The 24552-nt window shown below is 65.0% G+C and carries 26 protein-coding genes and 2 pseudogenes; 3 read left to right on the top strand and 25 right to left on the bottom strand.

Annotated features, from left to right (window positions below; translation table 11 throughout):
* Positions 1-60 precede the first annotated feature (60 nt).
* Positions 61-489, top strand: a complete 429-nt coding sequence (locus tag ACQ651_RS03335; RefSeq protein WP_430448299.1) for an FKBP-type peptidyl-prolyl cis-trans isomerase — start codon at positions 61-63, stop codon at positions 487-489.
* Positions 490-493: 4 nt separating this feature from the next.
* On the opposite strand, the gene ACQ651_RS03330 is transcribed toward ACQ651_RS03335, so the two are convergent.
* Genes ACQ651_RS03330 through fabA form a run of 3 tightly spaced genes read right to left on the bottom strand, consistent with a single transcriptional unit; the run spans position 494 to position 3048 of the window.
* On the bottom strand, positions 494-1282 hold the full coding sequence (locus tag ACQ651_RS03330; protein WP_227285314.1) for an enoyl-ACP reductase FabI: 789 nt from the start codon (positions 1280-1282) through the stop codon (positions 494-496).
* Between the two features lie 4 nt (positions 1283-1286).
* A complete protein-coding gene (fabB, locus tag ACQ651_RS03325; protein ID WP_430448297.1) occupies positions 1287-2516 on the bottom strand; it encodes a beta-ketoacyl-ACP synthase I in 1230 nt (409 codons plus the stop codon).
* A 22-nt stretch (positions 2517-2538) separates the two neighbouring features.
* Positions 2539-3048, bottom strand: a complete 510-nt coding sequence (fabA, locus tag ACQ651_RS03320; RefSeq protein ID WP_121898244.1) for a bifunctional 3-hydroxydecanoyl-ACP dehydratase/trans-2-decenoyl-ACP isomerase — start codon at positions 3046-3048, stop codon at positions 2539-2541.
* A 188-nt stretch (positions 3049-3236) separates the two neighbouring features.
* Between fabA and irrA the strand changes: the two genes are divergently transcribed.
* Together irrA and typA are read left to right on the top strand one after the other, a co-directional pair.
* Positions 3237-3656 carry an iron response transcriptional regulator IrrA gene (gene irrA, locus ACQ651_RS03315; protein WP_227285312.1) on the top strand — a complete coding sequence of 140 codons (420 nt, stop codon included), beginning with the start codon at positions 3237-3239 and terminating at the stop codon, positions 3654-3656.
* Positions 3657-3788: 132 nt separating this feature from the next.
* Positions 3789-5609 carry a translational GTPase TypA gene (typA, locus tag ACQ651_RS03310; RefSeq protein ID WP_375550233.1) on the top strand — a complete coding sequence of 607 codons (1821 nt, stop codon included), beginning with the start codon at positions 3789-3791 and terminating at the stop codon, positions 5607-5609.
* A gap of 67 nt (positions 5610-5676) precedes the next feature.
* Here typA and cysE read toward each other — a convergent pair whose 3' ends face one another.
* From cysE to fabF, 22 genes and pseudogenes are all read right to left on the bottom strand, one after another.
* The gene (gene cysE / locus ACQ651_RS03305) at positions 5677-6495 is read right to left on the bottom strand and encodes a serine O-acetyltransferase (RefSeq protein ID WP_430448295.1); all 819 of its coding nucleotides are present in this window, start codon (positions 6493-6495) and stop codon (positions 5677-5679) included.
* A gap of 82 nt (positions 6496-6577) precedes the next feature.
* Positions 6578-7285 carry a DUF2793 domain-containing protein gene (locus tag ACQ651_RS03300; RefSeq protein WP_430448293.1) on the bottom strand — a complete coding sequence of 236 codons (708 nt, stop codon included), beginning with the start codon at positions 7283-7285 and terminating at the stop codon, positions 6578-6580.
* A pseudogene (locus ACQ651_RS03295) lies at positions 7278-9383 on the bottom strand (baseplate multidomain protein megatron); the annotation flags it as partial. The pseudogene ACQ651_RS03295 and the gene ACQ651_RS03300, both read right to left, overlap by 8 nt.
* A gap of 540 nt (positions 9384-9923) precedes the next feature.
* Positions 9924-11741 (bottom strand): annotated as a pseudogene (locus ACQ651_RS03290) (baseplate multidomain protein megatron); the annotation flags it as partial.
* Positions 11742-11745: 4 nt separating this feature from the next.
* Entirely contained in the window at positions 11746-12177 is a 432-nt protein-coding gene (locus ACQ651_RS03285) for an NlpC/P60 family protein (protein WP_227285307.1), read from the bottom strand.
* Complete coding sequence (locus ACQ651_RS03280; protein WP_430448292.1) at positions 12174-13058, bottom strand: DUF2163 domain-containing protein; 885 nt, start codon at positions 13056-13058, stop codon at positions 12174-12176. The genes ACQ651_RS03285 and ACQ651_RS03280 overlap by 4 nt, the downstream gene beginning before the upstream one ends.
* Positions 13055-13687, bottom strand: coding sequence for a DUF2460 domain-containing protein (locus ACQ651_RS03275; RefSeq protein ID WP_227285305.1), 633 nt, complete (start codon positions 13685-13687; stop codon positions 13055-13057). Before ACQ651_RS03275 ends, ACQ651_RS03280 begins: the two co-directional genes overlap by 4 nt.
* 29 nt (positions 13688-13716) lie before the next feature.
* Complete coding sequence (locus tag ACQ651_RS03270; protein WP_227285304.1) at positions 13717-14382, bottom strand: phage tail tape measure protein; 666 nt, start codon at positions 14380-14382, stop codon at positions 13717-13719.
* Positions 14379-14594, bottom strand: a complete 216-nt coding sequence (locus tag ACQ651_RS03265) for a rcc01693 family protein (protein ID WP_430448291.1) — start codon at positions 14592-14594, stop codon at positions 14379-14381. Before ACQ651_RS03265 ends, ACQ651_RS03270 begins: the two co-directional genes overlap by 4 nt.
* A complete protein-coding gene (locus ACQ651_RS03260; RefSeq protein ID WP_430448289.1) occupies positions 14591-14905 on the bottom strand; it encodes a gene transfer agent family protein in 315 nt (104 codons plus the stop codon). The genes ACQ651_RS03265 and ACQ651_RS03260 overlap by 4 nt, the downstream gene beginning before the upstream one ends.
* Before the next feature lie 4 nt (positions 14906-14909).
* The gene (locus tag ACQ651_RS03255) at positions 14910-15323 is read right to left on the bottom strand and encodes a phage major tail protein, TP901-1 family (protein ID WP_227285301.1); all 414 of its coding nucleotides are present in this window, start codon (positions 15321-15323) and stop codon (positions 14910-14912) included.
* Positions 15324-15362: 39 nt separating this feature from the next.
* On the bottom strand, positions 15363-15776 hold the full coding sequence (locus tag ACQ651_RS03250; protein WP_430448288.1) for a DUF3168 domain-containing protein: 414 nt from the start codon (positions 15774-15776) through the stop codon (positions 15363-15365).
* Positions 15773-16102, bottom strand: a complete 330-nt coding sequence (locus ACQ651_RS03245) for a head-tail adaptor protein (protein WP_227285299.1) — start codon at positions 16100-16102, stop codon at positions 15773-15775. Before ACQ651_RS03245 ends, ACQ651_RS03250 begins: the two co-directional genes overlap by 4 nt.
* Positions 16099-16686, bottom strand: a complete 588-nt coding sequence (locus tag ACQ651_RS03240; protein ID WP_227285298.1) for a head-tail connector protein — start codon at positions 16684-16686, stop codon at positions 16099-16101. Before ACQ651_RS03240 ends, ACQ651_RS03245 begins: the two co-directional genes overlap by 4 nt.
* Before the next feature lie 174 nt (positions 16687-16860).
* On the bottom strand, positions 16861-18063 hold the full coding sequence (locus ACQ651_RS03235) for a phage major capsid protein (protein ID WP_227285297.1): 1203 nt from the start codon (positions 18061-18063) through the stop codon (positions 16861-16863).
* A 28-nt stretch (positions 18064-18091) separates the two neighbouring features.
* A complete protein-coding gene (locus ACQ651_RS03230) occupies positions 18092-18664 on the bottom strand; it encodes an HK97 family phage prohead protease (protein WP_227285296.1) in 573 nt (190 codons plus the stop codon).
* A 9-nt stretch (positions 18665-18673) separates the two neighbouring features.
* Positions 18674-18919 carry a GTA head formation protein, RCAP_rcc01685 family gene (locus ACQ651_RS03225; RefSeq protein ID WP_227285295.1) on the bottom strand — a complete coding sequence of 82 codons (246 nt, stop codon included), beginning with the start codon at positions 18917-18919 and terminating at the stop codon, positions 18674-18676.
* Entirely contained in the window at positions 18916-20079 is a 1164-nt protein-coding gene (locus tag ACQ651_RS03220) for a phage portal protein (protein ID WP_430448286.1), read from the bottom strand. The genes ACQ651_RS03225 and ACQ651_RS03220 overlap by 4 nt, the downstream gene beginning before the upstream one ends.
* Before the next feature lie 98 nt (positions 20080-20177).
* The gene (locus tag ACQ651_RS03215; protein WP_430448284.1) at positions 20178-21476 is read right to left on the bottom strand and encodes a DNA-packaging protein; all 1299 of its coding nucleotides are present in this window, start codon (positions 21474-21476) and stop codon (positions 20178-20180) included.
* Positions 21448-21822: a hypothetical protein gene (locus tag ACQ651_RS03210; RefSeq protein ID WP_430448282.1), complete on the bottom strand. Its 375-nt coding sequence runs from the start codon at positions 21820-21822 to the stop codon at positions 21448-21450. Before ACQ651_RS03210 ends, ACQ651_RS03215 begins: the two co-directional genes overlap by 29 nt.
* A 275-nt stretch (positions 21823-22097) precedes the next feature.
* Entirely contained in the window at positions 22098-23264 is a 1167-nt protein-coding gene (gene mltG, locus ACQ651_RS03205; RefSeq protein WP_430448280.1) for an endolytic transglycosylase MltG, read from the bottom strand.
* Between the two features lie 4 nt (positions 23265-23268).
* Positions 23269-24525 carry a beta-ketoacyl-ACP synthase II gene (gene fabF, locus ACQ651_RS03200; protein WP_227285290.1) on the bottom strand — a complete coding sequence of 419 codons (1257 nt, stop codon included), beginning with the start codon at positions 24523-24525 and terminating at the stop codon, positions 23269-23271.
* Positions 24526-24552: the final 27 nt, after the last annotated feature.

Below are 24552 nucleotides of genomic sequence, written 5' to 3'. Positions count from 1 at the left end.
CTCGGGGGATGATCGCGACGCGGATCGCGGCGCACAAATTCCCCCCGACAAGGATGTCATATGACAAAGGTTACCCCAGGCACTTCGGTATCGTTCCACTACACCGGAACCCTCGACGACGGGTCCGTCTTCGACAGTTCGGACGGCCGCGACCCCCTGCAATTCACCATGGGCGAAGGTGAGATCATACCAGGGTTGGAGGCCGCCTTCGAGGGCATGAGCCTCGGCGACAGGAAAACCGTCACCGTCCCCGCCGATCAGGCCTATGGCCAGCATATCGTCGATGGCGTCCAGCAGGTCCCGCGGGAGGCCATTCCCGACGATATCCCCTTGGAATTGGGCACAAAACTGCAATTGCAGACGCCAGAGGGGCAAACCATGGTCGCCGCGATCACCGAGGTGTCGGACACCCATGTGACAGTTGATGCGAACCACCCGCTGGCCGGTCAGGATCTGACCTTCGCGGTGCATATCGTGGCGCTTGGCTAGGGCGCTAAAGGTTCTCGGGCTGCATCATCCCGAGCACGTGATAGCCGCCATCCACGATAATGATCTCGCCCGTGGTACAGGCCCCGTAGTCGGAGGCGAGATAAACCGCCGTGCCGCCGATCGCCTCCAGGGTCGCGTTGGCGCGCAGCGGGGCGTTCGCCTCGGTCGTCTTGAAGGTCTTTCGCGCCCCGCCGATCGCGGCGCCAGCCAGCGTCTTCATCGGGCCCGGGCTGATCGCGTTCACGCGAATGCCCTCGGGGCCCAGATCGTTGGCCAGATAGCGCACCGCTGATTCCAGCGCCGCCTTGGCCACACCCATCACGTTGTAAAACGGCGTGACCCGGTTCGATCCCTGATAGGTCAGCGTCAGGATCGTCCCGCCATCGGGCATCAGGGCCGAGGCCCGCCTGGCCACATCGATCAGCGAGTAACAGGAGATGGTCAGCGAGGTCTTGAAATTCTCGCGCGTGGTGTTGATGAACCGGCCCGTCAGCTCGGATTTATCCGAAAACGCAATGGCATGGACCACGAAGTCGATACTGCCCCAGACCTCTTTCAGACGCTCGAAACAGGCGTCCATCGAGGCGTCATCGGTCACATCCACGTCGATCAGAAGATCCGAGCCAAGCGATGCGGCAAGCGGCTCCACGCGTTTGCCGAACGCCTCCCCCTGATAGGAGAAGGCCAGTTCCGCCCCTTCCGCATGCATCGCCCGCGCGATGCCCCAGGCGATGGAGCGCTCATTGGCGACCCCCATGATCAGCCCGCGCTTGCCCCTCATCAATTCCGACATTTTTTTATCCGTTGTATTTCGACAGCAACATCGAGCCGTTGGTCCCGCCAAACCCGAAGGAATTGGTCATGACCGTGTCGAGCCCCGCATTTTCGACCAGCGCCGTGGCGATCTCGGAAGGGTCAAGGGCCGGATCGAGGGTCTCGACATTGATCGACGGCGCGATGAAATCATGCTCCAGCATCAGCAGGCAGAAGGTCGCCTCCAACGCTCCTGCCGCACCCTGCGCATGCCCCGTCATGGACTTGGTGGAGGAAATCGGCGGCGTCTTCCGCTGGCCGAACACCCGCCGCACGGCCTCGACCTCGCCGACATCGCCCACCGGCGTGGAAGTGCCATGCGCGTTGATGTAATCGACCTTGCGACCCTCCGGCAGGGTCTGCAGCGCCAGCCGCATCGCCCGTTCGCCGCCTTCGCCCGAGGGCGCGACCATGTCATGCCCGTCGGATGTGGCCGCAAACCCGGTGACTTCGGCGTAGATCCTGGCGCCACGCGCCAGCGCGTGCTCCAGTTCTTCCAGCACAAGGATCGCGCCGCCGCCGCCGATCACGAACCCGTCGCGATCCGCATCGAATGCACGGCTGGCGCGTACGGGCGTCTCGTTGAATTTCGAACTCATCGCACCCATGGCGTCGAACAGGCAGGAAAGCGTCCAGTCCAGTTCCTCCGCGCCGCCTGCGAACATGACATCCTGCTTGCCCATCATGATCTGTTCGGCAGCCGCCCCGATGCAATGCAGCGAGGTGGAGCAGGCGGAGGTAATCGAATAGTTGATCCCCTTGATCTTGAAGGCGGTGGACAGATTGGCGCTGATCGTCGACGACATGCATTTGGGCACGGCGAACGGCCCGATCCGCTTGGTCGCCTCGGTCTTCAGGACGGTCTGATGGGCCGCGAACATGGCGCTGGTCGACGGCCCGCCGGAGCCCGCGATCAACCCGGTTCGCGGCGTGCTGACCGTGCTTTCCTCAAGCCCCGCATCGGCGATGGCCTGCGTCATGGCGATATGGGCATAGGCCGCGCCCGGCCCCATGAACCGGAGCGCGCGCTTGTCCACATGCTCGGTCACGTCGATTTTCAGCGTCCCGGCGATCTGGCTGCGGAACCCGTGCTCGGCCATTTCGGGCGAAGCTTCGATGCCGGATTTGCCCGCTTTCAGCGCGGCGGTGACCTCGTCGGCCCCGTTTCCGATCGGCGAGACAATTCCCAGACCTGTAACAACCACACGGCGCATGAACGCACCCTCCCTCGCAAACTCAGCTTTCCGACAACGCGACCTTCATGTCCTTGACCTGATAGATCACTTCTCCGTCAGCCTCCACCCGTCCATCGGCCACTCCCATGGTCAGGCGTCGGGTCTGGATCGCCTTGGTGAAATCCACGAAATACGTCAGCATCTTGCGATCGGGCCGGACCATGCCGGTCAGCTTCACTTCGCCCACGCCAAGCGCATAGCCGCGCCCCTGCCAGCCCCGCCAGCCCAGATTGAACCCGGTCAGCTGCCACAGCCCATCCAGCCCCAGACAGCCGGGCATGATCGGATTGCCGGGAAAATGGCACTCGAAAAACCACAGATCGGGGGTGATATCGAACTCGGCCCTGACATGGCCCTTGCCGTGCTCGCCGCCATCGCCGGAGATGTCCGTGATCCGGTCCATCATCAGCATCGGCGGTTCCGGCAACTGGGCATTGCCCGGCCCGAACAACTCGCCCCGCGCGCATTGCAGCAACGCATCTTTGTCAAAGCTCGTTGGAAAATCCGCCATATGTCCCTGCCTGCCGCTATATGTAGCATTCTCAGATGCGTTTGCTTCTTTGTCCCTATCATTGGGGCGGCAAAGCTGGCAAGTGCGGGCCGTTTGGTCACAGATCGCGGACCTGTGGGCAAAACCGTTTGAAAAACGGGGGCCAAACGCCATATATATACGCTGAAACGCCAGGAAAGACCCCGCTTATGACCCCTGAAGCCCTTGAACGCGGCACCAAATGGCTCGCTCAGGCCGATCTGCGGCCCACGCGGCAGCGTCTGTCTCTCGCCTCGCTGCTTGTGGGGGACGGTCAGGATCGGCATGTGACTGCGGAGGGGTTGCATGCCGCGGTGTTGGGCACTGGCGACAAGGTTTCGCTGGCCACGGTCTACAACACGCTCAAGGCGTTCTGCGACGCGGGCCTTATGCAGGAGGTCACGGTCGACGGGTCGCGGTCCTATTTCGATACGCGGATGGACGATCACCCGCATTACTACTGGGAAGATGACGGAAGGCTGACCGACGCGCCCGCCTCCCAGTTGAAGATCACCTCCCTGCCGACCCCGCCCGAGGGGCACGAGATCGCCAAGGTCGATGTCGTCATCCGGCTCCGCCGCAAAACCTGATCATATCCGGGCAGGATCTGCCGCTTCGGTGTAATCCCGCCCCGGCCCGCGCCTGAGCGTTTTGCACTGGCCTTTGCGCCCGCAGCATTGTAACGCCCTGCCAACTCCACCTTTATCCAAGGCCGTTCCCTCATGGACCTCCGCAATATCGCGATCATCGCGCATGTCGATCATGGCAAAACCACGCTTGTGGACGAACTGCTGAAGCAATCCGGCGCATTCCGCGACAATCAGGCCGTGGCCGAACGCGCGATGGACAGCAACGATCTGGAACGCGAACGCGGCATCACCATTCTGGCCAAGGCCACCAGCCTGGAATGGAAGGGCATGCGCATCAATATCGTCGACACGCCCGGCCATGCCGATTTCGGCGGCGAGGTGGAGCGGATCCTGTCGATGGTGGACGGGGTCGTGCTGCTGGTGGATGCGGCCGAAGGGCCGATGCCGCAGACCAAATTCGTGACATCCAAGGCGCTGGCGCTTGGCCTGCGCCCGATCGTGGTGCTGAACAAGGTCGACAAGCCCGATGCCGAACCGGACCGGGCCCTGGACGAATGTTTCGATCTCTTCGCCAATCTCGGCGCCGATGACGATCAGCTCGATTTTCCGCATCTCTACGCCTCCGGCCGCGCCGGTTGGGCCGATGACACGCTCGACGGCCCGCGGAAGGACCTGACCGCGCTTTTCGATCTGGTGGTGGCCCATGTGCCCGCCCCAAAACAGATCGCCCATGACAAGGAGCCGTTTCGCATGCTGGCGACGACGCTCGGCTCCGACCCGTTCATCGGCCGCATCCTGACCGGACGGGTCGAAAGCGGCACGCTCAGAACCGGCGAAACCGTCAAGGCGCTGTCCCGCGACGGCGAGAAGGTCGAACAGTTCCGCGCGACCAAGATTCTGGCGTTTCGCGGGCTTGGCCAGCAACCGATCGACATCGCCGAAGCAGGCGATATCGTCAGCATCGCGGGCATGTCCAAGGCCACCGTGGCCGACACGATCTGCGATCTTTCGGTGACAGACGCGATCCCGGCGCAGCCCATCGACCCGCCCACGATCACGGTCACCTTCGGCATCAATGACAGCCCGCTGGCCGGCAAGGACGGCAAGAAGGTTCAGTCCCGTGTGATCCGCGAACGCCTGATGAAAGAGGCGGAATCGAATGTCGCGATCCGCGTCACCGACACCCCCGGCGGCGAGGCTTTCGAAGTCGCGGGCCGTGGCGAATTGCAGATGGGCGTTCTGATCGAAAACATGCGCCGGGAGGGGTTCGAGCTGTCGATATCCCGGCCACAGGTGCTGTTCCTCGAAGAAAACGGCGAGAGACTGGAGCCGGTCGAAGAGGTCACGATCGATGTCGACGACGAATACACCGGCGCCGTGATCGAAAAGCTGACAGGCCCCCGCAAGGGCGAATTGTCGGAGATGAAACCGGCGGGCGCGGGCAAGACGCGGATCGTGGCGCTTGTGCCCTCCCGCGGTCTCATCGGCTATCACGGGGAGTTTCTGACCGATACCCGCGGCACCGGCGTTCTGAACCGCGTCTTCCACGCGTGGGAGCCCTACAAGGGGTCGATCCCGGGCCGGCGCGCCGGTGTCCTGATCTCGATGGAAAATGGCACATCGGTTGCCTATGCGCTCTGGAACCTCGAAGAGCGGGGCAAGATGTTCATCGGCGCGCAGGAAGCCATCTATACCGGCATGATCATCGGCGAACACAGCCGCGACAACGATCTGGAAGTGAATCCGCTGAAGGGCAAGAAGCTGACCAATGTCCGCGCCTCCGGCACCGACGATGCGGTCCGCCTGACCACGCCGATCACCATGTCGCTGGAACAGGCCATCGCCTATATCGACGATGATGAACTGGTCGAGGTCACGCCCAACGCGATCCGTCTGCGCAAACGCTTCCTGGACCCGCATGAGCGCAAGCGCCAGGCCCGCGCGGCCAGCTGAACGCAAAGAAACGGCGCCTTTGTGGGCGCCGTTTTTCGTTATCTCTCAATTGACTGGAAACCGTCCCTCAGGTGGATGATCCGCCGCAGGGCAACAGATGATCCATGTTCATCGACGGCTGGTCGCAACCGGCCTCTCCCACGATCTTCGCAGGCACGCCCGCCACCGTCTTGCAGGCCGGCACATCTTCCAGCACCACGGACCCCGCGGCGACGCGGGAGCAATCCCCGACCCGGATGTTACCCAGAACCTTCGCGCCCGCCCCGATCAGAACACCGTTGCCGATCTTCGGATGCCGGTCCTCTTCTTCCTTGCCGGTGCCGCCAAGGGTGACGGAATGCAGCATCGAGACATTGTCGCCCACCACCGCCGTCTCCCCGATGACGATGGAATGGGCATGGTCGATCATGATCCCCTGCCCGATCCGCGCCGCGGGATGGATATCCACACCGAACACCTCGCTCACCCGCATCTGGATGAAATAGGCAAAATCCTTGCGCCCCTGCCGCCACAGGAAATGGCCGACCCGATAGGCCTGGATCGCCTGGAACCCCTTGAAGTACAGAAGCGGCTGCAAGAAGCGATGGCAGGCGGGGTCGCGCTCGTAAACGGCGACGATATCGGCGCGGGCCGCGGCGCCAACCCCCGGATCGGCGGCAACGGCCTCATCGGCAATCTCGCGCAGGATCTGCTCTGACATGTCGCCCGACGTCAGCTTCTGCGCCACGCGATAGGCCAGCGCCCTCTCCAATGTCGCATGGTCCAGGACCGATCCATGCACCAGCCCGCCGAGCAAAGGCTCGGCCTGAACCGCCTGCTGCGCCTCGGCGGTGATCCGCGACCAGACCGGGTCGATCTCTGCGATATGGGTGCGGCGTTCAGCCATGGCGGGCTCCTTCAGGGCAGTCTGCCGACCCTTTATACCAGATCGGCAGGCCATCCCAAGACAGAAACCGTGATCGCCGCCATCAAACGGCGTTGGGCAGGGCAAGGCTTGCGTAATGGACCGCAAGCCGAACGGTGCCGCCCGTGAAATCCGCGCCTTCCGCAGAAATCAGCAATTCCGTGGGCGCCCAGTACACGGTCGGCGTGGTCGGCCCCGAAACCCACGAGTTCTGGCTGACGCCCAGACCGGAGCCATAACGCAGATCGTCGCCCGCAACGCCCAGCCGCCAGGTCGTCGCGCCGCCAATCGCGGCGGTGACCAGTCCCGTCACACCGAAGACAATCGCGCGGTCGGGAATGACCGCGGGCGTGGCAACCGTCGGGCCCGCGGTCAGGGCCACGTCGATCTCGACCGAGCGCAGGGCCATCCCGGCCCCGTTCTGGGTCAGCGTCACCGCCCCGGCGCGCCAGTCCTCGCCGTCATGCATCGCCAGAACCCCCTCATCGAGGATCACGGCGCGGAAACCCTGCCGCGGGGCCACGAAATCCCATCCGCCATTGACGTAAATGGCGATTTGGCCGCCCTGCCCGGCCCATGCGTTGACCCCGTTGGACGGCACAGCATAGCAATCGCCCTCTTCGGCAACAGCCGGTGGGTCGTTCACGCTCAGCGACTTCAGGCGCAGCTGCACCATCCCGTCAAGCCGGCTCAGGGCCTCGTTCACGGTCACATGTTTCTGCGCCTGCGACGGGCTGAGAAGGGGCAGGTTCAATTGCGGAGTATCAGTCATCAATCATGATCCTTGTGAAGGGGCCCGGGCCGAACCGCCCGGATACTTGAGCAACATCAATGCTGTACGGCGCAACGGTGCCATCGCTGCCGCGCACGGCATCGTCATAGATCCAGCCGGGCTGGCTGACCGTCACCTCGCGTTTCAGTCCACCTGCGTCGCGCACCTGCACCAGATAGGTCTCGGCATCCTCGCCAAGCGGAACCTCGGTGCCCTGCCACGTATCGCCATCGACCCGGGTCCGTCGTATCCATGTCACCTCCAGCCCGCCGGTTCCGGCCCGCGCCCGCAGATGGGCCGGCGCATAGGGTCTCAACCCCACACCGTCGAAGGCCAGAACGCGCTCCTGATAGCTTGCATCGTCTAGGGCGCGGCGCGCCGGACCGACGCGGTAGTACCGCGCCAGGCCACGTGCCGAGACGGCCAGATCGATCTGCTGCGGGCGTCCGTCCAGAAGTACGAACAGGCTGCCCGGTGGCCAGACATCGGGCATCACCCCGTCACTGCCCACCTGCCCCCGCAGCCGCATGGAAATCTCCCACAAACCGGTGCCGACCAGTTCGGCATCGGCGAACTGGACCACTTCCCATGGGCCTTCGTCACCCGCGCCGATCGCGGCGACATTGGCCCCGTTCAGCACGGCCTCCCGGTCGGTCGACGACAGGCCGCCGCCGGATGCGATCCGCACCCTGAACGGCGCGCCACGGTCCCAAAGACCCGCGCTCGCCGCGAAGAGCGGTGTTTCCAGCGTGCCGATGACGGCGCCCGCCTCGATCAGGCGGTTCAGCGTGTACCCGTTCGAACTGCTTGAGGAATAAAGCGCCACCGAGCCCGGCCAGGGTTTGGCCGCGACGGCCAGATGCGGCGCATGCTCCACCTCATCGCCGCTCAGAAGCGGCAGGTCCATGAACACAGGGCTGACCGGCAATGGCGGGACAAAGGCCTGCTGTGGCACCGCCTCGTCGGTCGCATCGGACGGCTCGGCAAGGCTGCGCTCGACCCGCACCGCCTCGATCCGCCGCGCGCCGATATCCTCCACCCGGTCGATCCGCCAGGTGGAGCCATCTTCCAGCGCGATCATCGCGCCGGCACCCAGATCGCGGCGCGACGGCGGCAGATCGAAGCTCACCGTATCGCGGGCCACGCGCGCCTCTGCCAGCCAGCGCTCGGCGATGCCCCGGCCCTCGGCCAGCGTCAGCGCAAGGGGCAACTCGCTCTGGCTCACGCCGATATCGTCGTCGTCGGGGAAAATCGCTTCGGCCACGCGGGTCTCGAACGCGCCATCCGCCTCCGTATAGCCGAGCCGCACCCGACCGACGGTCTCCGCCTCCGGCGCGCGCGTCAGGCGCAGACCCGCCGCGCCATCCTCATCGACGGCCGTCGTCTCGGCCAGAATCTCGCCATCCGGCAACAAGGGCAGATGCAGGAAATGCAGCTTGCCATCTCTCTCCACCGCGCCGAACCCATAGGCCAGCATCAGCGGCTGCAACCGCGCCCGCGCCGTTTCGATATCGGAAGAGACATGCCCGCGCACGAACCCGAACAGACCCGAGACATCGTAATCGGTCACCCCCGCCTTTTCGCAGATCTCTGCCACGACCATGGCAAGCGGCTGGCCGGAAACGCGGCCGGTGATCCAATGGCCCCGCCCGTAATTCTCCCCGTCGCTCCAGATGTCGCGCTTGTTCGGAAATGCGGGCCAGGGCCGCGCATCCCACGCCCAGACATGCGCCTTCGAGAGATCCACCATCGGCGCCCCATAGATCGGCGAGACCGGATTGTTGGCCGGGTCGCTCCAATAGGCGATCGTGGCGCGCAGATACTGCGCCTGAATCAGGTCATCCCGCCGCCCGTCGGAGAAATAGGGCAACGCGGTTTCCGAGCTTTTGGGGTCCAGAAACTTGTTGGGCTGGTTGCTCCCCTTGTCGACCGCGCCGCAGCCGAACTCGGTGAACCAGATCGGCTTGGATTTCGGAACCCAGGGGCTTGGCGTCGCCAACTGGTACCCGCCCCTCCGATCAGCGTGGGGCGAAGCCCACCACTCGCGGATCGCCTTGTAGCGATAAACCCATGGCGCATTGGTCGGGCCATCGGATACCGCTTCATAGATGCTCAGCTCTCCGGCATCGGTTTCCGGCCACGGCGCGACGGGTTCGCCTCTGGTCACATTGGCCGGGTCGATCGGCCCGGTCCAGCGTGTATCGGCCGCCCCCGCCCAATAGCCTCCCAGCATGCCGGAGCCGTCCGAAATGCTGCTCATCCCGACAAGCTGCCCGTCGATCCACAGCTTCACATGTCCCGGCGCGACCGGGCGAAGTTCCCAGACCAGTTCGTGGATCAGTCCGTCAAACGGCAGCAGATCGGTCGCCAGATCCAGAACCACGGTTCCGGTGTCAGACGCGGTCTTCGCGCTGGAGCCGTCCCCCGCCCGCAACCGGAAGGTCGCGCCCGCGTCGCGCACACCCATCCACGCGCCGAACCCCGCAGCGCCGGCTTCCCAGAGGGTCGCCTCAACGGCCGTGTCCGGAAACCTCACCTGCCCGGAAAAGACGACCGTCTCCTGACGGTAAGCCACGGCAAAGCTACCCGAAACGCCCGGCGCCATGGTTTCCAGGAACCCGCTCAGGCTCAGGCCCGTCGAGCCGTCCTCGATCGGCAGACGCCGCTGCGCCACCCGCCCCTCGCTCGACGCATAATACCAGTCATGGCCTTCACCGCCGGCCACATTCGCCCTGAGATAATCTGTGTTGTAGATACTGCCCCAGGCCACATCCGCATGATCCGGCCCATCCCGCCAATCCGACAGCGGCATGTAATTGTCGATGGCAATGAAATCGATGTTCTCATCCGCCCAAAGCGGGTCCAGATGGAAATACACATCATGCGAGCCATCCTGCGGATGATAGCCGAAATACTCCGACCAGTCCGCCGCGTAACTCAGCTTCGCGTCCGGCAACAGACTCCGGACATCCGCGGCAAGCGCCCGAAACGCGTCCACCGCCGGAAACCCGAACTCATCGCGCATCTGGGTCAGTGCGCGCATTTCCGTTCCGATGCAAAATGCCTCCACGCCGCCTGCCGCCGCGCAAAGCGCCGCATAATGCAGAATGAACCGCCGATAGCCCCAATCCTCGGGGCCCGAATAGGTGACGGTGCTGCCCGAAATCGTGAAATCGCTGACCTGGGCATTTCCGAAAAACGCCACCACCGCGGCACGGTTGGCCGCGGTCTTGTCGGCGCTGCCCGGCTGTCCGGGCGCCTTGTCGCCAGTGATCCGGCCCCGCCAGGGCAAGACAGGCTGATCCGCATTGTCCGACCACGGGTCCGGCAGACCGTTGCCGGACAGGATTTCCATCAAAAGGAACGGGTAGAACACAACATGCTGCCCGCCCGCATGGATCGCCTCGATGGCCTGAATGACGGAGGCGTCGGCAGGTGTCCCGCCATAGACCGGCCTGTCGTCCAGCCTTGCAACTTCCTCCGCCGCGCCGCGGGTGACCGACGAAACGCGCCACGGCATTTCCGCCGCGTCCCGGCTCGTATTCTCGACCTTGGGTTTGATCTGGCATTGGCTTGCGCGCAGATCGTCACCGAACCAGCCGACGATCAGGGAAACCGACCCGACATTGGGCAGCTCTCCGCGCAAGGCCTCCAGCGACACCTCAAGGTCGCTCTCCCCGGCGGGCGTGTTGACATTCACCGCCTCCGAACTGCCAACCGCCCCGCGATAGCTCAGCCGCGACCGCGCCAGCGCATATTCGCCGGTGCCGGGCATCAGGGCCACCGCCTGAACCGCCTCCGACACCGCAGGCAGGAATGGCTGGGCCGCGGGCTGCGCCGGTCGGATCACCTCGAAACTCAACTGCGGCACCCGGTTGCCGAATTGCGCCAGCGGCAGATCCTCGATCACGACATAGGCGATCCCGCGATAGGCCGGCACGGTGCCCGCCCCTTCGACGGCTTCCATCTTGGGGTCCGGCATCTGGTCTTCGGTACCACGATAGACCCGCATCGTGATCTCGTCGCGGGACAATTGCACACCATCCGCCCAGACACGGCCGACCCGCGAAATCTCGCCTTCGCAAAGCGCCATGGCCAGGCTGATCGAATAGGAATAGCTGGTGGTCTCGGGCTGCGACGGCGCACCCTTGCCGCCGCCCGAGCGGGTGACGGTTTCCAGAAACTGGGTCGACCAGATGACCTGCCCGCCCAGCCGCATCCGCCCGAAGAGCTGCGCAATCGGGCTGCCCTCGTTGGCGCCGGTCAGCCGAAACCGCTCGACCCGCCCCACCTCGACCGGGTCCGATCCCGAGCCCAGAAGCCGTTGGTCGATGACCCGGCCAAGGGTTGCCCCCACGGCTCGCCCGACCACGGCACCGGTCAGGCCCAGAAACGTGCCCGTGCCCGCTGCTCCACCGATGGCCGCACCCACCGCTGACAGAACTATCGTTGCCATGTCTTTATGTCCTTTCGGGGAAGGCAAACCGCGCGACGATGCGCCGTGCCCAGGGGGCGCTCAGCGCGCTTTCCACCACGCCATGCCCGGAATACGCATGGATGAATGTTGCCGCGGGGCCGATATCTCCCTGAAGCCCCAGATGCTTTGCGACAGATCCCTCACGCATGCGAAACAACAGCACATCGCCCGTCGCGATCTGGGTCAGAGGTTTGGGGCACAGATGCCGAAGCGCCGCCGCCCAAAGCCGCTCAACCCCTTCGGGCTCCGACCAGTCCTGCGAATAGGGCGGCACCGCTTCGGGCTCCGCGCCATGGATCTCGCGCCAGACACCGCGCAGCAATCCAAGGCAATCGCATCCCGCACCCTTGCAGCTCGCCTGATGCAGATAGGGCGTTCCCAGCCAGCCACGGGCCGCGATCACGACCCTGCTCATCGGCGTGACCCGCCGTCGCGCGCATTGCTCCTGGCGGGATAGCTCATCAGCCAGTCGTCTCCCGGTATGTCCGGAAAACCGCGGAAATTCAGTAGGTTGTTGAATTTCAGCCGGCAGGTCTCCATGCGCTTGTCGCACCCGGCCTCCAGCCGGATCATATCGCCCGGCGCAACCGGCGCGCGAAACGGCTCCCACAACTCGACGCTGCGGACACCGTCGTCAAAGCGGTCATTCTTGATCACACCCACAAGGCCCGCGGCCTCCCCGCTCAAAACCTCGAACCGGCCCTTCTCGAACCACCGCGGTTCGAACGAGTCGAACCCGGCAAAACGGAACACGCGCGCCTCCTCGACCTGTTCCACCGGCCGCTCCTCGCTGTAGCCGGTGGTGGCGAGGTCGAAACGGCACATGCTGTCGCCAAGGATCGCACCGCAAGGTTTCTGGTAGATCCGCCCGCGCGGCTGGTTCATCGCCTCCGCCACACCGCGCAGCTCGGCCGAAAACGCGCCATTCTGGCGGCTCAATTCGCCGATGGTGCCGCGAAACTGCAGAACCCGCGCGTCGGGCTCCGCCCATTTGACCAGCCATGCCTCGATCTCCGCGCCGTCATAGCGGCCTGCCTCGATATCGGCCTCGGTAATCGCGGCATCGCTCAGCGCACCCATCGCTTCGGTATTGTCCACCGACAGGCCGGTCGTCTGGCTCAGCGCTGCCGCGGTCAGCCCGCTATCGGCCTTGAAGATCACGCCGTCGAACTCCAGCGGCATGTCGTGATCGGTAAAGCCGAAACAGACCCCGTCCCGCCGTGTCAGCTTCCAGCAGCGTGCAACCCCCGTCGCGCCCTCTGCCAGATGCGCGTCCAGCGCCTCCACCCCGCTCATACCCGGATCTCCACCACCGGAACGCTCGGGGCCTCGCCGGCCTGAAAGTTCGCAACCGACGTCTGGATGCTCGGCGTATCGAAGCGCACCGGCACGTCATACTCGAACCCCGCCGTGATCCGCTCGCCGTCGTCCGGTGCATCGACGAAACTGACCAACCCGGTCGTGGTATCGACCGTGTAGTGCACCGTATCGACCAGCTCGTCGGTCGAGATACCGATCCGCACGGACCCCTCGACCGGCTTGGAAATCGGGCGGGTATAGCTCTCCCCGCCCGAGGAATAGGTCTTGTTCAGCTGGAAAACCCTGGTGAAGCCATCGCCCATCGCGATGAGTTGGTCGCGATAAGCGGGCTCCTTGGAGGGCGCGCAGCTTTTGTAATCCGCCCAATCCTTCCAGCGAAACCCGTGAAGCTGCCCGCGCCGCGCCTCGAAAAACGCGATCAGGGTCTCGATATCGTCAAGCGAGCGCATGGCCACGCCCGCGTCGTAACGGCGCCGCGAATGGGCCCAGGGCGTGTTGCGCTCCTCAAACCCGTTGGCCAGCGTCACCACTTCGGTGCGCCTTTCGGGCCCGCCGACCGAACCGAGGCTCAGATTGGCGGGAAACCGGACTTCGTGAAATGACATGATGTTGCGTCCCTTGTCTCAGCGGTGTCTCAGCGGTTGCGCTGTCCGCGCGCCATCGCCCGGCTCAGTTGCGCGGCAATCTGGGTCTGGCTGCGCTGGAACCCCTGCACATCCGGCGTGTTGACATTCATTGTGATATTGACCGGGGCACCGCCCGCCGAGGCGACGCCCAGGCGGCCATCCGCCCCGCGCCTCAGCGGCATGATCGCCTCCGGCCCCGCCTCTCCCATCAGGCCCAGCCCGCCGCGCATCGGAAAATGCGTCGGACCGCTGACAACCCCGCCGCGCGCGAAGGGCATCACCCGCCCGCCACTGAACGCGCCGCCGTTCTGAAACGGCAGAATGCCGCTGACCAGGCTGTTGATCCCGTTGCTCAGCGCGCCGCCCAGGGCGTTCTGCACCGGCCGCATGGCGGTGTTGTAGGCCGCGTCCACCATGCTCTGCGCCACGTTTCTCAGCGCATCCGACAGGCGCATCCCGTCAAAGATCACGCCGTCGAAGGCCCGTCTGAGGCCACCGCCGATGCTGCGCGACATGCCCTGCACCTCGCGGCCCGTGTAAAGCATCGTCTCCTGCATGCCGCGCAGCTCGCTCTGAAAGGCGGAGGCCATGGTGGACGCCCCGGCCAGCGCCTGCTCCATCTGCTCGATCTGGATCTCCAGCCTCGCGAACTCGTCTTCCGTTTCGGTCGTCATGTCTCGCCCTCCGGGCTGCGTGTGGTGTCAGGGAACCGGGCGGCCAGGGCCTCAAGCCCCGCCCGTCCCATCGGCGCGGGGCCCTGCCCCTCACCCAGCATCATCAGCAGTTCCGCCGGTGTCAGCGCCCAGAACTGGTCAGGGGTCAGGCCCAGACCCTGCAGGCCCGCGCGCATCAGCCCGGGCCAGTCGAAGCCCGCATCCGTCCTCATCGGGGCGGCTGGAAGGCAAGCGCCAGCATCCGCGCGGCCACCCGCGCGGCTTCCAGCGGCCCGCCCTCGATCTCGGCCTGCACCAGATCGGGCAGATCGCCGGTCCAGCCGCCCCCGCGCAACCCCGCCAGGACAAGCAGCAGAACGTCGCGGGCGCGCAACTGGCCGCCCTCGAACCGTTCGACAAGGGCCGTCAGGCTCTCCGCCTCCAGCCGGGCTTCCAGTTCTGCCAGCGCACCCAGGGTCAGTTTGCAGACCCGGCGTTCGCCATCCAGAACCAGCGCCACCTCGCCTCTCAGGGGGTTCGCCATCCGGTCAGAGCGGAGTGAAATTCAAGGCACCCGCCGAGGCCATCGACAACTCGTAGGTCGCCTCGCCATCGTAATTGCCCGAATACTCGATCGCGGTGATCTGGAATGGCCCCTCGACCGTCCCGAAATCCGGAATGATGACCTGAAACTCGGGCACCTCCCCGTCGAAGAAGATCTGCCGCGCGCGCTCATCCGTCGCTTCATCGCGAAACACGCCCGAGCCTGACAGCGCGGCCGATTTCACACCCGCGCCACCCAGCAATTCGCGCCAGCCGCCGGTGGATTCCAGGCTGGTCACATCCACCGTTTCGGTGTTGAAGCTCAGCCGCGTGGCGCGCAGGCCTGCAAGCGTCTGGAACACACCTTGGCCATCCAGATCGACCTTCACCAGAAGGTCCTTACCGTTTTGGGCAGTCATATTTCTCTCCAATCAAGTCAAAGGCTTGGGTCCCGCGGTTCACACCGGCGCGGCGTCATCCACATGGGCGCGGAACCAGATCTCTATCTCTCGTCCTCCGGTCGTGCGTCGGGCCCGCGCCCGGGTGAACAGCAGGCCACTCAGACGCCCCCGCGCAAGCGTCAGCTCCGCCCGATCCAGAATGTCGGACACACGGGCCGCGACCTCCTTGGCAGTCTGAAAACCGGCCTGCTCGCTGAACACGGTCACGCTGAAATCATGCAGCGCACCGTCGCCGGTCTTGTCCGACCGGTCGCGTACCCGTTCGGGGCCCAGGCTCACGTAGATCGGCGGCACGGGGCCCGGCGGCAGTGCATCGTAGATCGCCCCGCCAACCAGCCCGTCCAGCACCGCATCGCCTGCAAGGGCGGCATAAACCGCCGTTTGCAGGGCGGCTGTCATCCCGTAACTCATGCCCCCGCCTCCTCGCTGGCATAACAGGTCAGGTACCGGCCCTCCGGGTCGGCCTCGGTCACCGCTTCGATCCGGTAGATCCGCGACCCATCGACAAATCTCTGCTGCGGGGTCGGGCGCGACGCGGCCCCCTGCGGTACCGCCCTGACCGTGATCCGCAGGCCAAGACGGGAAATCGTGGCGTCGTCCCGTCCCGTCCGCGCAGCCACCTCGGCCCAGATATGGCCCAGGGCCTGCCAGACCTCGGTGAAGCCGCCCGCGCCGTCAGGCACCCGCATCGGCCCCTCCAGACGCAGACGGCGCGACAAATGCGGCCGGGCGCTCATGCCCCACCCCCGCGAAGCCGGATCGCGCGATAGGGCTCGATCAGCACCGTCACCGCAAAGGGCAACCCGGTGTCGTGATCCGCCTGACCGCCATAGAACTCCGCCGCCTGGATCAGAACCGCCTGCCGCAGATCAGCGGGCACGCCGGCCCAGTCCACACCGTAGCCGGCGGTAAACTCGATCTCGATCATCCCGCCCTGCGACGGCGATGGCAGCGTGCCGCCGACAGCCAGGATTGCCGGGCGATGGGTATCGCCGCGCAGCACATAGCGCGCCGGATCCACCAGCGTCTCGCCGCCCGAGCGCGAGATCACCTTGACGCTCTCGATGCTCTCGACCGGCGCCAAGGGCAGCGATTGCAGCTCGTCGGATTGCCACTTGCTCAGCTGCCATGCAAAGCGGCGCCGCATCAGCGCCTTGCCGATCCGCGCCTCGATCGACGACAGGGCCGCCCGCAAACAGCTTTCCAGCTGTGCGTCCTGGCTGCCGTCATCGGCGAACCCGGTGGCCAGCCGCAAATGATCGGTCAGTTCCGCCACTGGCAACGCAGCACTTGAGACCGAGGTCAATTCGACCATCATCATGTTGTTTTCTCCGGGAAATACCTACCTCATTGGATAGGGCGACCGGCCCTTCGCGCCGCTCGGGCGGAAGGACACACACTGCTGGACAACGCAAATATCTCTGGGCCGGCCGCCCCTGCCCGCCCGGATGGAAATCATCCGGGCGGGATCTTCTGGCCTCGCGCGACCGTGGCTTTAGAGCGTGCCGAATTTCAGCAGCTTGATCGCCGCAAAGTCGCTGACATCGCCGCCCACGCGCTTGGTGGCATAGAACAGGACATGCGGCTTGGCGCTGAACGGATCGCGCAGAACCCGCAGATCGGGACGCTCCGCGATCGTGTACCCGGCGTTGAAGTCACCAAAGGCGATCGCCATCGCGTTGGAGCCGATATCGGGCATGTCCTCGGCGATCAGAACCGGATACCCCATCAGGCGCGCCGGCTCGCCCGCCGCCAGCCCGTCGGACCACAGGAACCGGCCGTCGGCGTCCTTCATCTTCCGCACAGCTCCTGCGGTTTTCGAGTTCATCACGAAATTCGCGTTGGCGCGGTACCTGGCGCCCAGAGAATACACCAGATCAACGACCGCATCCGCCGGGTTTGTGGCGTCGAAATCGCCATCGGTGCCGGTGAAGACATAGCCCAGGTTGCCCCAAGTCCAGGCAGCGTTGTCGATTGTCGGATGTGTCAGAAAGCCGGTCGGCTTGTCCGTACCATCGCCCGAGATGAACGCCATCGCCTCGGCGCGGCTGAACTTGTCCGCAATCCGGTCCGCCAGCCAGCCCTCGATGTCGAAGGCACTGTCGTCCAGCAGGCGCTGAGACGCCTTGGGAAGCGCCGAAAGCTCGTGAAGCGGGATCGAGATCCGTTCGATCTGCGGCGTATCGGTCTCGGCCTGCGGTCCGGATTCCGTCGCCCAGCCGGCGCCAACATCGGTGTGATCGACAAGCACGTCGAACGAGGTCGCCTCCACATTGACCACATTGGCCACCGAACGCAGCGAAGAGGACGACCGCAGGACGCCCTGGATCTGCTCCGCCGTCTGCGGATCCACAAGGAAACCACCCTCGGCGTTCACCGCCACGTTCAGCCCCTTCTGTTCGATCTCCAATCCGCGCAGCGCATCATCGTCGCCGCAACGCAGATAGGTGGAGAGCGCCTTCTTGTGCGGCGCACCCTCGTCGATTGCCGCCGACAACACGGGGCGGCGGTGGGTCATGGTCTTGGTGTTCAGCATGGCAATACGCTCTTCCTGTTTTTGAAGCTTTGCAGTCATATCGTCTTGGAACTGGCTGAATTCGCTCAGAAACCCGTCAAGGGCGCTCTTTACTTCAGCCGCGGGGCCCCGGTCGGCAGACACACCACCTCCGGCCCCGGACTTGGTCTCAGTCTCGGTCATCACATCATCCTGATTGTTTAAGATGAGATCAGCGGGGCTCGCGCGCCGCCAGTTTACGGCGGGCGTCCTGAAACACCGTCGCCAGTTCATGCAGGATGTCGCCCTTGGCCTGCGCGGCCTCCTGGGCATCCACCCGTGCCTGTGGCAGCATCGGGAAAGTCACAAGAGAGACCTCCCAAAGCTCCACCTCCGACAGAAGCCTGCGCCCCTGATCGTCCTTGTGGGCCCGCACCGTGCGATACCCGATGCTCAATCCGTCGATCGCCCCCGCCTCGATCAGCGCGGCAGCCTCGCGGCCCTTTTCGATACTGTCCAGAAGGCGCCCCTTGACCCAAAGCCCCTTGCGATCCTCGCGAACCTCGTCCCAGATCCCGATGGGCTGCGCAGGGTCATGCTGCCAGAGCATCTTCACGTTGCGGCCCGCGGTCTGCAGCGCTTTCAGGCTGCGCCCATAGGCGCCGGGCTGCACCACGTCTCCGCCCTGGTCGCAGGCGCCGAACAGGCTCGCATAGCCCTCGATCACCCGCCCCTCGGTGACAACAAGCGCGTCATCGAACTGGCAGAACTTGGTCTCAAGCCCTGCGGTGTTTACTGCCGTCATTCCCGTCTCCTATCCACCAGAACTCATCTGGATCAACTCGTTGATACCCTGGGCCAGGATCACGCTGACCACGCCAAAAACGGCCAGCCATAATCGCCGTTCCAGCCGCTCGATCGCGGTTTCGATCGCTTCCAGGCGGAAGGTCAGCGCCTGCCACCGCTCCTCCAGCACCCGTTCATTGGCCTCGATCCGTGCATTGGCCGCATCGAACGGGTCATAAAGATACCGGGAGCCGCCCGCGTCGCGCCCACTCATTCATCCTCCACCAGTTTCGGAAGCCCAAGCATCATGCGCTTTTCCGCCTGGGTCAGAAAATCGGCCTCGGCCACCCTGCGCCATTGCGCATCGCGCTCCGTGGCCAGGGCGGGCACCTGATCCAGATCCGGCTTCAACTCGACGATCTCGCCCGCAAACCCCGACAGCCAGTGCGACAGCTGCGCAAGAACCTTCTGCGCCATCGGCAAGACGGTCAGCCGATAGAACGCCCGGTTCGCTTCGGCATAATTCGCGTAGGTCGCGTCCCCTGGAATGCCCAGCAGCATCGGTGGAACCCCGAAGGCCAGCGCGATTTCCCGCGCGGCGGCCTCCTTGGTCTTCTGAAACTCCATATCCGACGGGCTGAAGCCCATCGGTTTCCAGTCAAGCCCGCCTTCCAGCAACATCGGCCGGCCGGCATTCCGCGCGCCTTGGTGATGGGCCTCCATCTCGGCCTGCAACCGGTCGAACTGGTCCTGACTCATCGATCCGGCGCCATCCGCACTGCGATAGACGATCGCGCCCGACGGCCGCGCCGCATTGTCCAGAAGCGACTTCGACCAGCGCGAGGCACTGTTATGAACGTCGATCGCCGTCGCCGCCGCCTGAAGCGGTGCCAGCCCGTAATGGTCGTCCTGCGGATGGAAGTTTCGGATATGGCAGATCAGCTCGGGCGCAAAACGGTGCTTCTTCGCCCCCACCGTGTAGTCATAGGCCACCGGCCAGCCGTCGGCGCCAGGCACAAGGCTCATCCTGTCCGAACGCAGCACATGCAACTCTCCCGGAACCCGGGGCTCCGGCGTCACGGCCTCCAGATAGCCATTGCCCGACAGCAATAGCTGGGCGTAAAGCGCCTCCATCAGTTCGGCGCGCCCCTGTGCCTGATTGGGCCGCGACAGAAGCCCCAGAACCGGGTGGAGGTCATAGCGCCGCTCCGCATCCTGACAGACAACCGGCAGCGCCGCCCCCGCCTCCGCGATCAGCTTGACAGAGCGATAGCCCACCGGGTTCCCCTGAAATCCGGTCCGCGTCAAAGACGCCGTGTCCCGCGGGCTCCATGCGACACGCCCGGCCCCGCCCCAGGCCATCACCCGGCCCGCTGCCGAGGCCTTGGCCTCCGGCACCTCGACCGTGCCGCGTTTCAAGAAATCCAACACCATCCGCATCTCTCCTCAGTCCATGAAAAAGGGCGCCGCCGCATCATGCGAGGCACCCCGACAAGGGCGGATGAGCGCCCCTTCGACCAGTTTCACCTTCGTTACAGCGTCCGCACCGCGGGGTTCCGATAGGCCCGCGCGGGTCCCAGCATCCCGTCGGTCAGCGCCCAGACAAGCGCGTCCACCCGGTCCGGGCTTCCGCGGCCCTCGAACCCGGTCAGCGCCATCTTGCACATCTCGTCTTCCAGTTCCGGCAAGGTGCCCAGATGCCGGACCCGGCCCTGCTCATACAAGGCGGCCACCGGCTCCGCGCGGGCCACCTTCCCGCGGGAGGCCCGCACCGCCCGGTAATTCACCAGCGGATCGGTCTGCCGCATGATCGTCTCGACAAGATCGCCGCCCTGATTGACCTCCGCCACCATCCGTCCGGCCCCGTGCCGGTGATAGGCCGCACTCGCCACTTCCGCCCAGCCCTGCGGCGTTGCCGCCCGGACCGAACAGTCCTCGATCACCACCGCGTGCCATTTTTCGGGCGGCCCGTCCCGAACAACGCCCACAACCACGATCCCGCACGCGTCGGAGCCGTCATGTCCCGTCACTGGCGGGTCCACCGCCACGATCACGCGCGCCCCGTCGGGCACCGTCTCGACCCGTGCGGCATCCAGATCCGCCCGCCGCCACAGCGCCCCATCCACATCCTCCAGCAGCTCCCCGTCCAGCTCCTGCCGGCCCAGTCGCGTATTGCCGTAGCGCTCCCTCACATCGTCCAGAAAGGACGGCGCCAGATAGGCCCGGTTCGCCTCCGTCGGTGCGCTTGTCATCACCGTGTTCTCCCGGGTCAGCAGGTCCTTCAGAACCGCCACGTTGCGCGGTGTGGTGGTGACGACCTGTTGCGGATGGCGACCCAGCCGCAGCCCGAACTGCAACATGTCCCAGGTGTCCTGCGCCCGTTTCCACTTGGCCAGCTCATCGACCCATGCCGCATCGAACTGTGGCCCCCGCAACGCCTCCGGATCATGGGCGGAGTAGAGCCGGGCCTCCGCACCGTTCGGCCAGACCAGCATCCGCTCCCCGGCCACCCAGCGCGGGCGCCGGTCGGGTGGAGAGCAGGCCAATATCCCGCTCTCCCCCTTCACCATGACGGCCAGCGCCTGATCATAGGTCTCCCCCACCAGCGCCAGCCGCCGCGCCCGCCCCGGTGCCTCGGCCGTGCCGCCCTCGACCATCATCCGCACCCATTCGGCCCCGGCGCGGGTTTTCCCCGCGCCGCGACCGCCCAGGATCACCCAGGTCCGCCAGTCCCCCTCCGGCGGCAATTGGTGCGGCAAGGCCCAGACATCGAAGACGTAGGGCAGCGCCGCCAGCGCCTGATCACTCAGGCTTTCCAGAAACGCGTCCACTTCCGCTTGCGGCCTCAAGGCAAGCCAGGCGGAGGCCGATCTCCTCGCGCGCTGCGTCAAGGTCAAGTCCTCCCCCCCCGGCAGCGGTCCCGTGTCTGTCTCCTGCGTCACGCGCTTTCTCCCGCATCTGCAAGGCGAACATGTAGGCGGTGTTCATCGCCCTGAGGTCCTTGGTGACCTCCTGTTCGCCCACCGTCTTTTCTGCCCGCAGCGCGTCAATCGCATCGGACAGCACCTCCAGCGCCACATCGAACGCCTTCATCGCCTCGGCCACGATCCCTTCGGCCCGTGCCAGATCGTTACGGTCCGTTTCCAGACCGGGTGTTTCGTGAGTAATAGCTGTCAAGTTCAATAGTCCCCGTGCTTCAAAACCCGCACGAGCGAGAAATGAAAAAGCGACCGCGGGACATCAAATCCCGGGCCGCTTACCCACTTCTTCCAGCATGTCACAAGTGATGCCACAGACCGCGCGCACAGTCAATAAGTTTTTCATTTACAAAGGGTTAACGGGGCCCGCACGGCGTTACACTCTGTTAACCTCCCGCGCCTCCTTCTCCCCGAGATGCCGAGGCCGCGGAGAGGTTGGCACTCCACGCCCCGCGATCCGCATCGGGCGCGGCCTCACTCGGTCGCGGACGCCTCGCGTTCCGCTTCGATCTGGCGCCAGCGGGCCACGTTCCGGTTATGCTCCTCAAGGGTTTCGGCGAAGGCATGGCTCCCCGTCCCATCGGCAACGAAGAACACGTAATCCGTTTCGTCCGGGTTCAGCGCCGCCTCGATCGCGGCCCGTCCGGGGTTGGCGATCGGGGTTATCGGCAGGCCATCGATCACGTAGGTGTTCCACGGATTGTCATCGCGCAACTCGCTCTGCCGGATGCCGCGGCCCAATACGCCGCGTCCGTTCGTGACCCCGTAAATCACCGTCGGGTCGGTCTGCAACCGCATCCCCCTGTTCAGGCGATTCTCGAAAACGCTCGCCACCCGGCCGCGCTCTTCCGGCACCGAGGTTTCCTTCTCGATGATCGACGCCAGAATCAGCGCCTCCTCGATTGTGTCCAGCGGCACGTCATCGGCACGGGCCTCCCAGGCCGCCGTCAGGATCTCCTCCTGCGCCGCCTGCATCCGCGCCAGCAACTCCTGCCGGTCCGCGCCGCGCTCCACCTCGTAGGTGTCGGGCGCCAGCATGCCCTCCTGCGGCAGTTCCGGCACCTCCCCGCTCAGAAACTCCGCCTGGTTGAGCCCCTCGACGATCTGCCAGCTGGTCAGCCCCTCGGGCACCGAAACCCGATACACCACCTGTGCATCGCTGCCGGTCAGTTCCCGGTAGATCTCCGGCACTTCCTCTTCATAGGCAAAAGTCGCCAGTTCTATGATCTCGCCCGTGCCCGGCACACGCTCCCGCAGACGGATCTCGCCCGTGCCCTGGTTGCGCAACACGAATGTCGCCGTATAGCGAAAGGTGGAGGCCGCCCCGGATGTCACGATATCCAGAATCTCCGCCATGGAGGCACCCGCCGGGATCTCGTAATTCCCGAACCGCAGTTCCCCGGCCTGTCCGGTGTAATCCGCGCCAAGCCGGAAGACCATCGGGCTGGAAATGGCCCCCTCCTCGGCAAGCCCCTCCGACACGGTGCGCAGGCTCGCGCCCCGCTCCACTTCGAAAAAGATCGCCTGCTGCAAGGGCCCCGACGTGGTGAATTCCCTCTGCCCCCAGCCGATTGCCGCCGCAAAGGCGATGAACGCCACGATCAGAAAGCTCAGCCCGTTGGCGGCGACGTGTTTCCACATAAGGTCAGACTTTCCCCATGATCAGGCAGGCATTCGTTCCGCCAAACCCGAAAGAATTCGATTGAACCACGTTGATCTCGCCCTCGACCTTGGTGTTTGCACAAAGGTTGATCCGGGTTTCGGCCGCCGGGTTGTCCAGGTTGATCGTCGGCGGTGCCACCTGATCGCGCAACGCCAGGATCGCGAAGATCGCCTCTATCGCACCGGCCGCGCCCAACAGATGCCCGGTCGCCGATTTGGTGGACGACATCAGCACGTTTTCCGCATGGTCCCCCATCAGCCGTTCCACGGCCCCCAGTTCGATCGTGTCGGCCATGGTGGATGTTCCATGGGCGTTCACGTAATCCACCGCCGAAGGCTCCAGCCCCGCCCGTTTCAGGGCCGCCCGCATGGCCCGCTCCGCGCCTTCGTGATCCGGCGGCGGCGCGGTGATGTGATGGGCATCGCCCGACAGGCCGTAGCCCAGTATCTCGGCGTAAATCCGAGCGCCGCGGGCCTTCGCATGCTCGTATTCCTCCAGCACGACAATACCCGCGCCCTCTCCCATGACGAACCCGTCGCTATCCGCGTCCCAGGGCCGGCTGGCCTTCTCGGGCTCATGGCCCCGCTTGGTGCTCAGCGCCTTGCACGCGTTGAACCCGGCCACGCCGATGGCGCCGATCGGGCTTTCGGCCCCGCCGGCGATCATAACATCCGCGTCGTCAAGCATGATCAGACGCGCCGCGTCGCCAATGGCATGCGCGCCGGTCGAACAGGCGGTCACGACCGCATGGTTCGGTCCCTTGAACCCATAGCGGATGCTCACCTGACCGCTGACCAGATTGATCAGGGCACCGGGCACGAAGAAGGGCGACACCCGCCGCGGCCCGCGTTCGTTCAGCGTGATCGAGGTCTCGGCGATGGAGTTCAACCCACCGATCCCCGATCCGATCATGACCCCGGTGCGGATCCGGTCTTCATGGGCCTCCGGCATCCAGCCCGCGTCTTCCACGGCCTGCTGCGCGGCGGCCATTCCATAAAGGATGAATTCGTCGACCTTGCGCTGCTCTTTCGGCTCCATCCAGTCATCCGGATTGAACGTCCCATTCGTACCATCGCCCCGCGGCACTTCACAGGCATAGGTCGTGGCAAAGCCCGTCGTATCGAACTTGGTAATCGTGCCCGCGCCCGATTTTCCGGCCAGCAAACGCGACCAGCTTTCTTCGACCCCACAGGCCAAAGGCGTAACCAGCCCCAGCCCGGTAACAACCACTCGCCTCATATCCCGCCCCTTATCTTCTCAGCGCAA

The organism is Rhodophyticola sp. (assembly GCF_965284195.1).
Lineage (GTDB): Bacteria > Pseudomonadota > Alphaproteobacteria > Rhodobacterales > Rhodobacteraceae > Rhodophyticola.
Note: the sequence above shows the minus strand (reverse complement) of the source record. Positions and strands in the feature narration are given on the sequence as shown.

What these genes read in the sequence shown, in the direction of transcription:
- ACQ651_RS03335 (WP_430448299.1), top strand. Translation starts at nt 61, where the DNA reads ATGACAAAGGTTACCCCAGGCACTTCGGTATCGTTCCACTACACCGGA.
- ACQ651_RS03330 (WP_227285314.1), bottom strand. Translation starts at nt 1,282, where the DNA reads ATGTCGGAATTGATGAGGGGCAAGCGCGGGCTGATCATGGGGGTCGCC.
- fabB (WP_430448297.1), bottom strand. Translation starts at nt 2,516, where the DNA reads ATGCGCCGTGTGGTTGTTACAGGTCTGGGAATTGTCTCGCCGATCGGA.
- fabA (WP_121898244.1), bottom strand. Translation starts at nt 3,048, where the DNA reads ATGGCGGATTTTCCAACGAGCTTTGACAAAGATGCGTTGCTGCAATGC.
- irrA (WP_227285312.1), top strand. Translation starts at nt 3,237, where the DNA reads ATGACCCCTGAAGCCCTTGAACGCGGCACCAAATGGCTCGCTCAGGCC.
- typA (WP_375550233.1), top strand. Translation starts at nt 3,789, where the DNA reads ATGGACCTCCGCAATATCGCGATCATCGCGCATGTCGATCATGGCAAA.
- cysE (WP_430448295.1), bottom strand. Translation starts at nt 6,495, where the DNA reads ATGGCTGAACGCCGCACCCATATCGCAGAGATCGACCCGGTCTGGTCG.
- ACQ651_RS03300 (WP_430448293.1), bottom strand. Translation starts at nt 7,285, where the DNA reads ATGACTGATACTCCGCAATTGAACCTGCCCCTTCTCAGCCCGTCGCAG.
- ACQ651_RS03285 (WP_227285307.1), bottom strand. Translation starts at nt 12,177, where the DNA reads ATGAGCAGGGTCGTGATCGCGGCCCGTGGCTGGCTGGGAACGCCCTAT.
- ACQ651_RS03280 (WP_430448292.1), bottom strand. Translation starts at nt 13,058, where the DNA reads ATGAGCGGGGTGGAGGCGCTGGACGCGCATCTGGCAGAGGGCGCGACG.
- ACQ651_RS03275 (WP_227285305.1), bottom strand. Translation starts at nt 13,687, where the DNA reads ATGTCATTTCACGAAGTCCGGTTTCCCGCCAATCTGAGCCTCGGTTCG.
- ACQ651_RS03270 (WP_227285304.1), bottom strand. Translation starts at nt 14,382, where the DNA reads ATGACGACCGAAACGGAAGACGAGTTCGCGAGGCTGGAGATCCAGATC.
- ACQ651_RS03265 (WP_430448291.1), bottom strand. Translation starts at nt 14,594, where the DNA reads ATGAGGACGGATGCGGGCTTCGACTGGCCCGGGCTGATGCGCGCGGGC.
- ACQ651_RS03260 (WP_430448289.1), bottom strand. Translation starts at nt 14,905, where the DNA reads ATGGCGAACCCCCTGAGAGGCGAGGTGGCGCTGGTTCTGGATGGCGAA.
- ACQ651_RS03255 (WP_227285301.1), bottom strand. Translation starts at nt 15,323, where the DNA reads ATGACTGCCCAAAACGGTAAGGACCTTCTGGTGAAGGTCGATCTGGAT.
- ACQ651_RS03250 (WP_430448288.1), bottom strand. Translation starts at nt 15,776, where the DNA reads ATGAGTTACGGGATGACAGCCGCCCTGCAAACGGCGGTTTATGCCGCC.
- ACQ651_RS03245 (WP_227285299.1), bottom strand. Translation starts at nt 16,102, where the DNA reads ATGAGCGCCCGGCCGCATTTGTCGCGCCGTCTGCGTCTGGAGGGGCCG.
- ACQ651_RS03240 (WP_227285298.1), bottom strand. Translation starts at nt 16,686, where the DNA reads ATGATGATGGTCGAATTGACCTCGGTCTCAAGTGCTGCGTTGCCAGTG.
- ACQ651_RS03235 (WP_227285297.1), bottom strand. Translation starts at nt 18,063, where the DNA reads ATGACCGAGACTGAGACCAAGTCCGGGGCCGGAGGTGGTGTGTCTGCC.
- ACQ651_RS03230 (WP_227285296.1), bottom strand. Translation starts at nt 18,664, where the DNA reads ATGACGGCAGTAAACACCGCAGGGCTTGAGACCAAGTTCTGCCAGTTC.
- ACQ651_RS03225 (WP_227285295.1), bottom strand. Translation starts at nt 18,919, where the DNA reads ATGAGTGGGCGCGACGCGGGCGGCTCCCGGTATCTTTATGACCCGTTC.
- ACQ651_RS03220 (WP_430448286.1), bottom strand. Translation starts at nt 20,079, where the DNA reads ATGGTGTTGGATTTCTTGAAACGCGGCACGGTCGAGGTGCCGGAGGCC.
- mltG (WP_430448280.1), bottom strand. Translation starts at nt 23,264, where the DNA reads ATGTGGAAACACGTCGCCGCCAACGGGCTGAGCTTTCTGATCGTGGCG.
- fabF (WP_227285290.1), bottom strand. Translation starts at nt 24,525, where the DNA reads ATGAGGCGAGTGGTTGTTACCGGGCTGGGGCTGGTTACGCCTTTGGCC.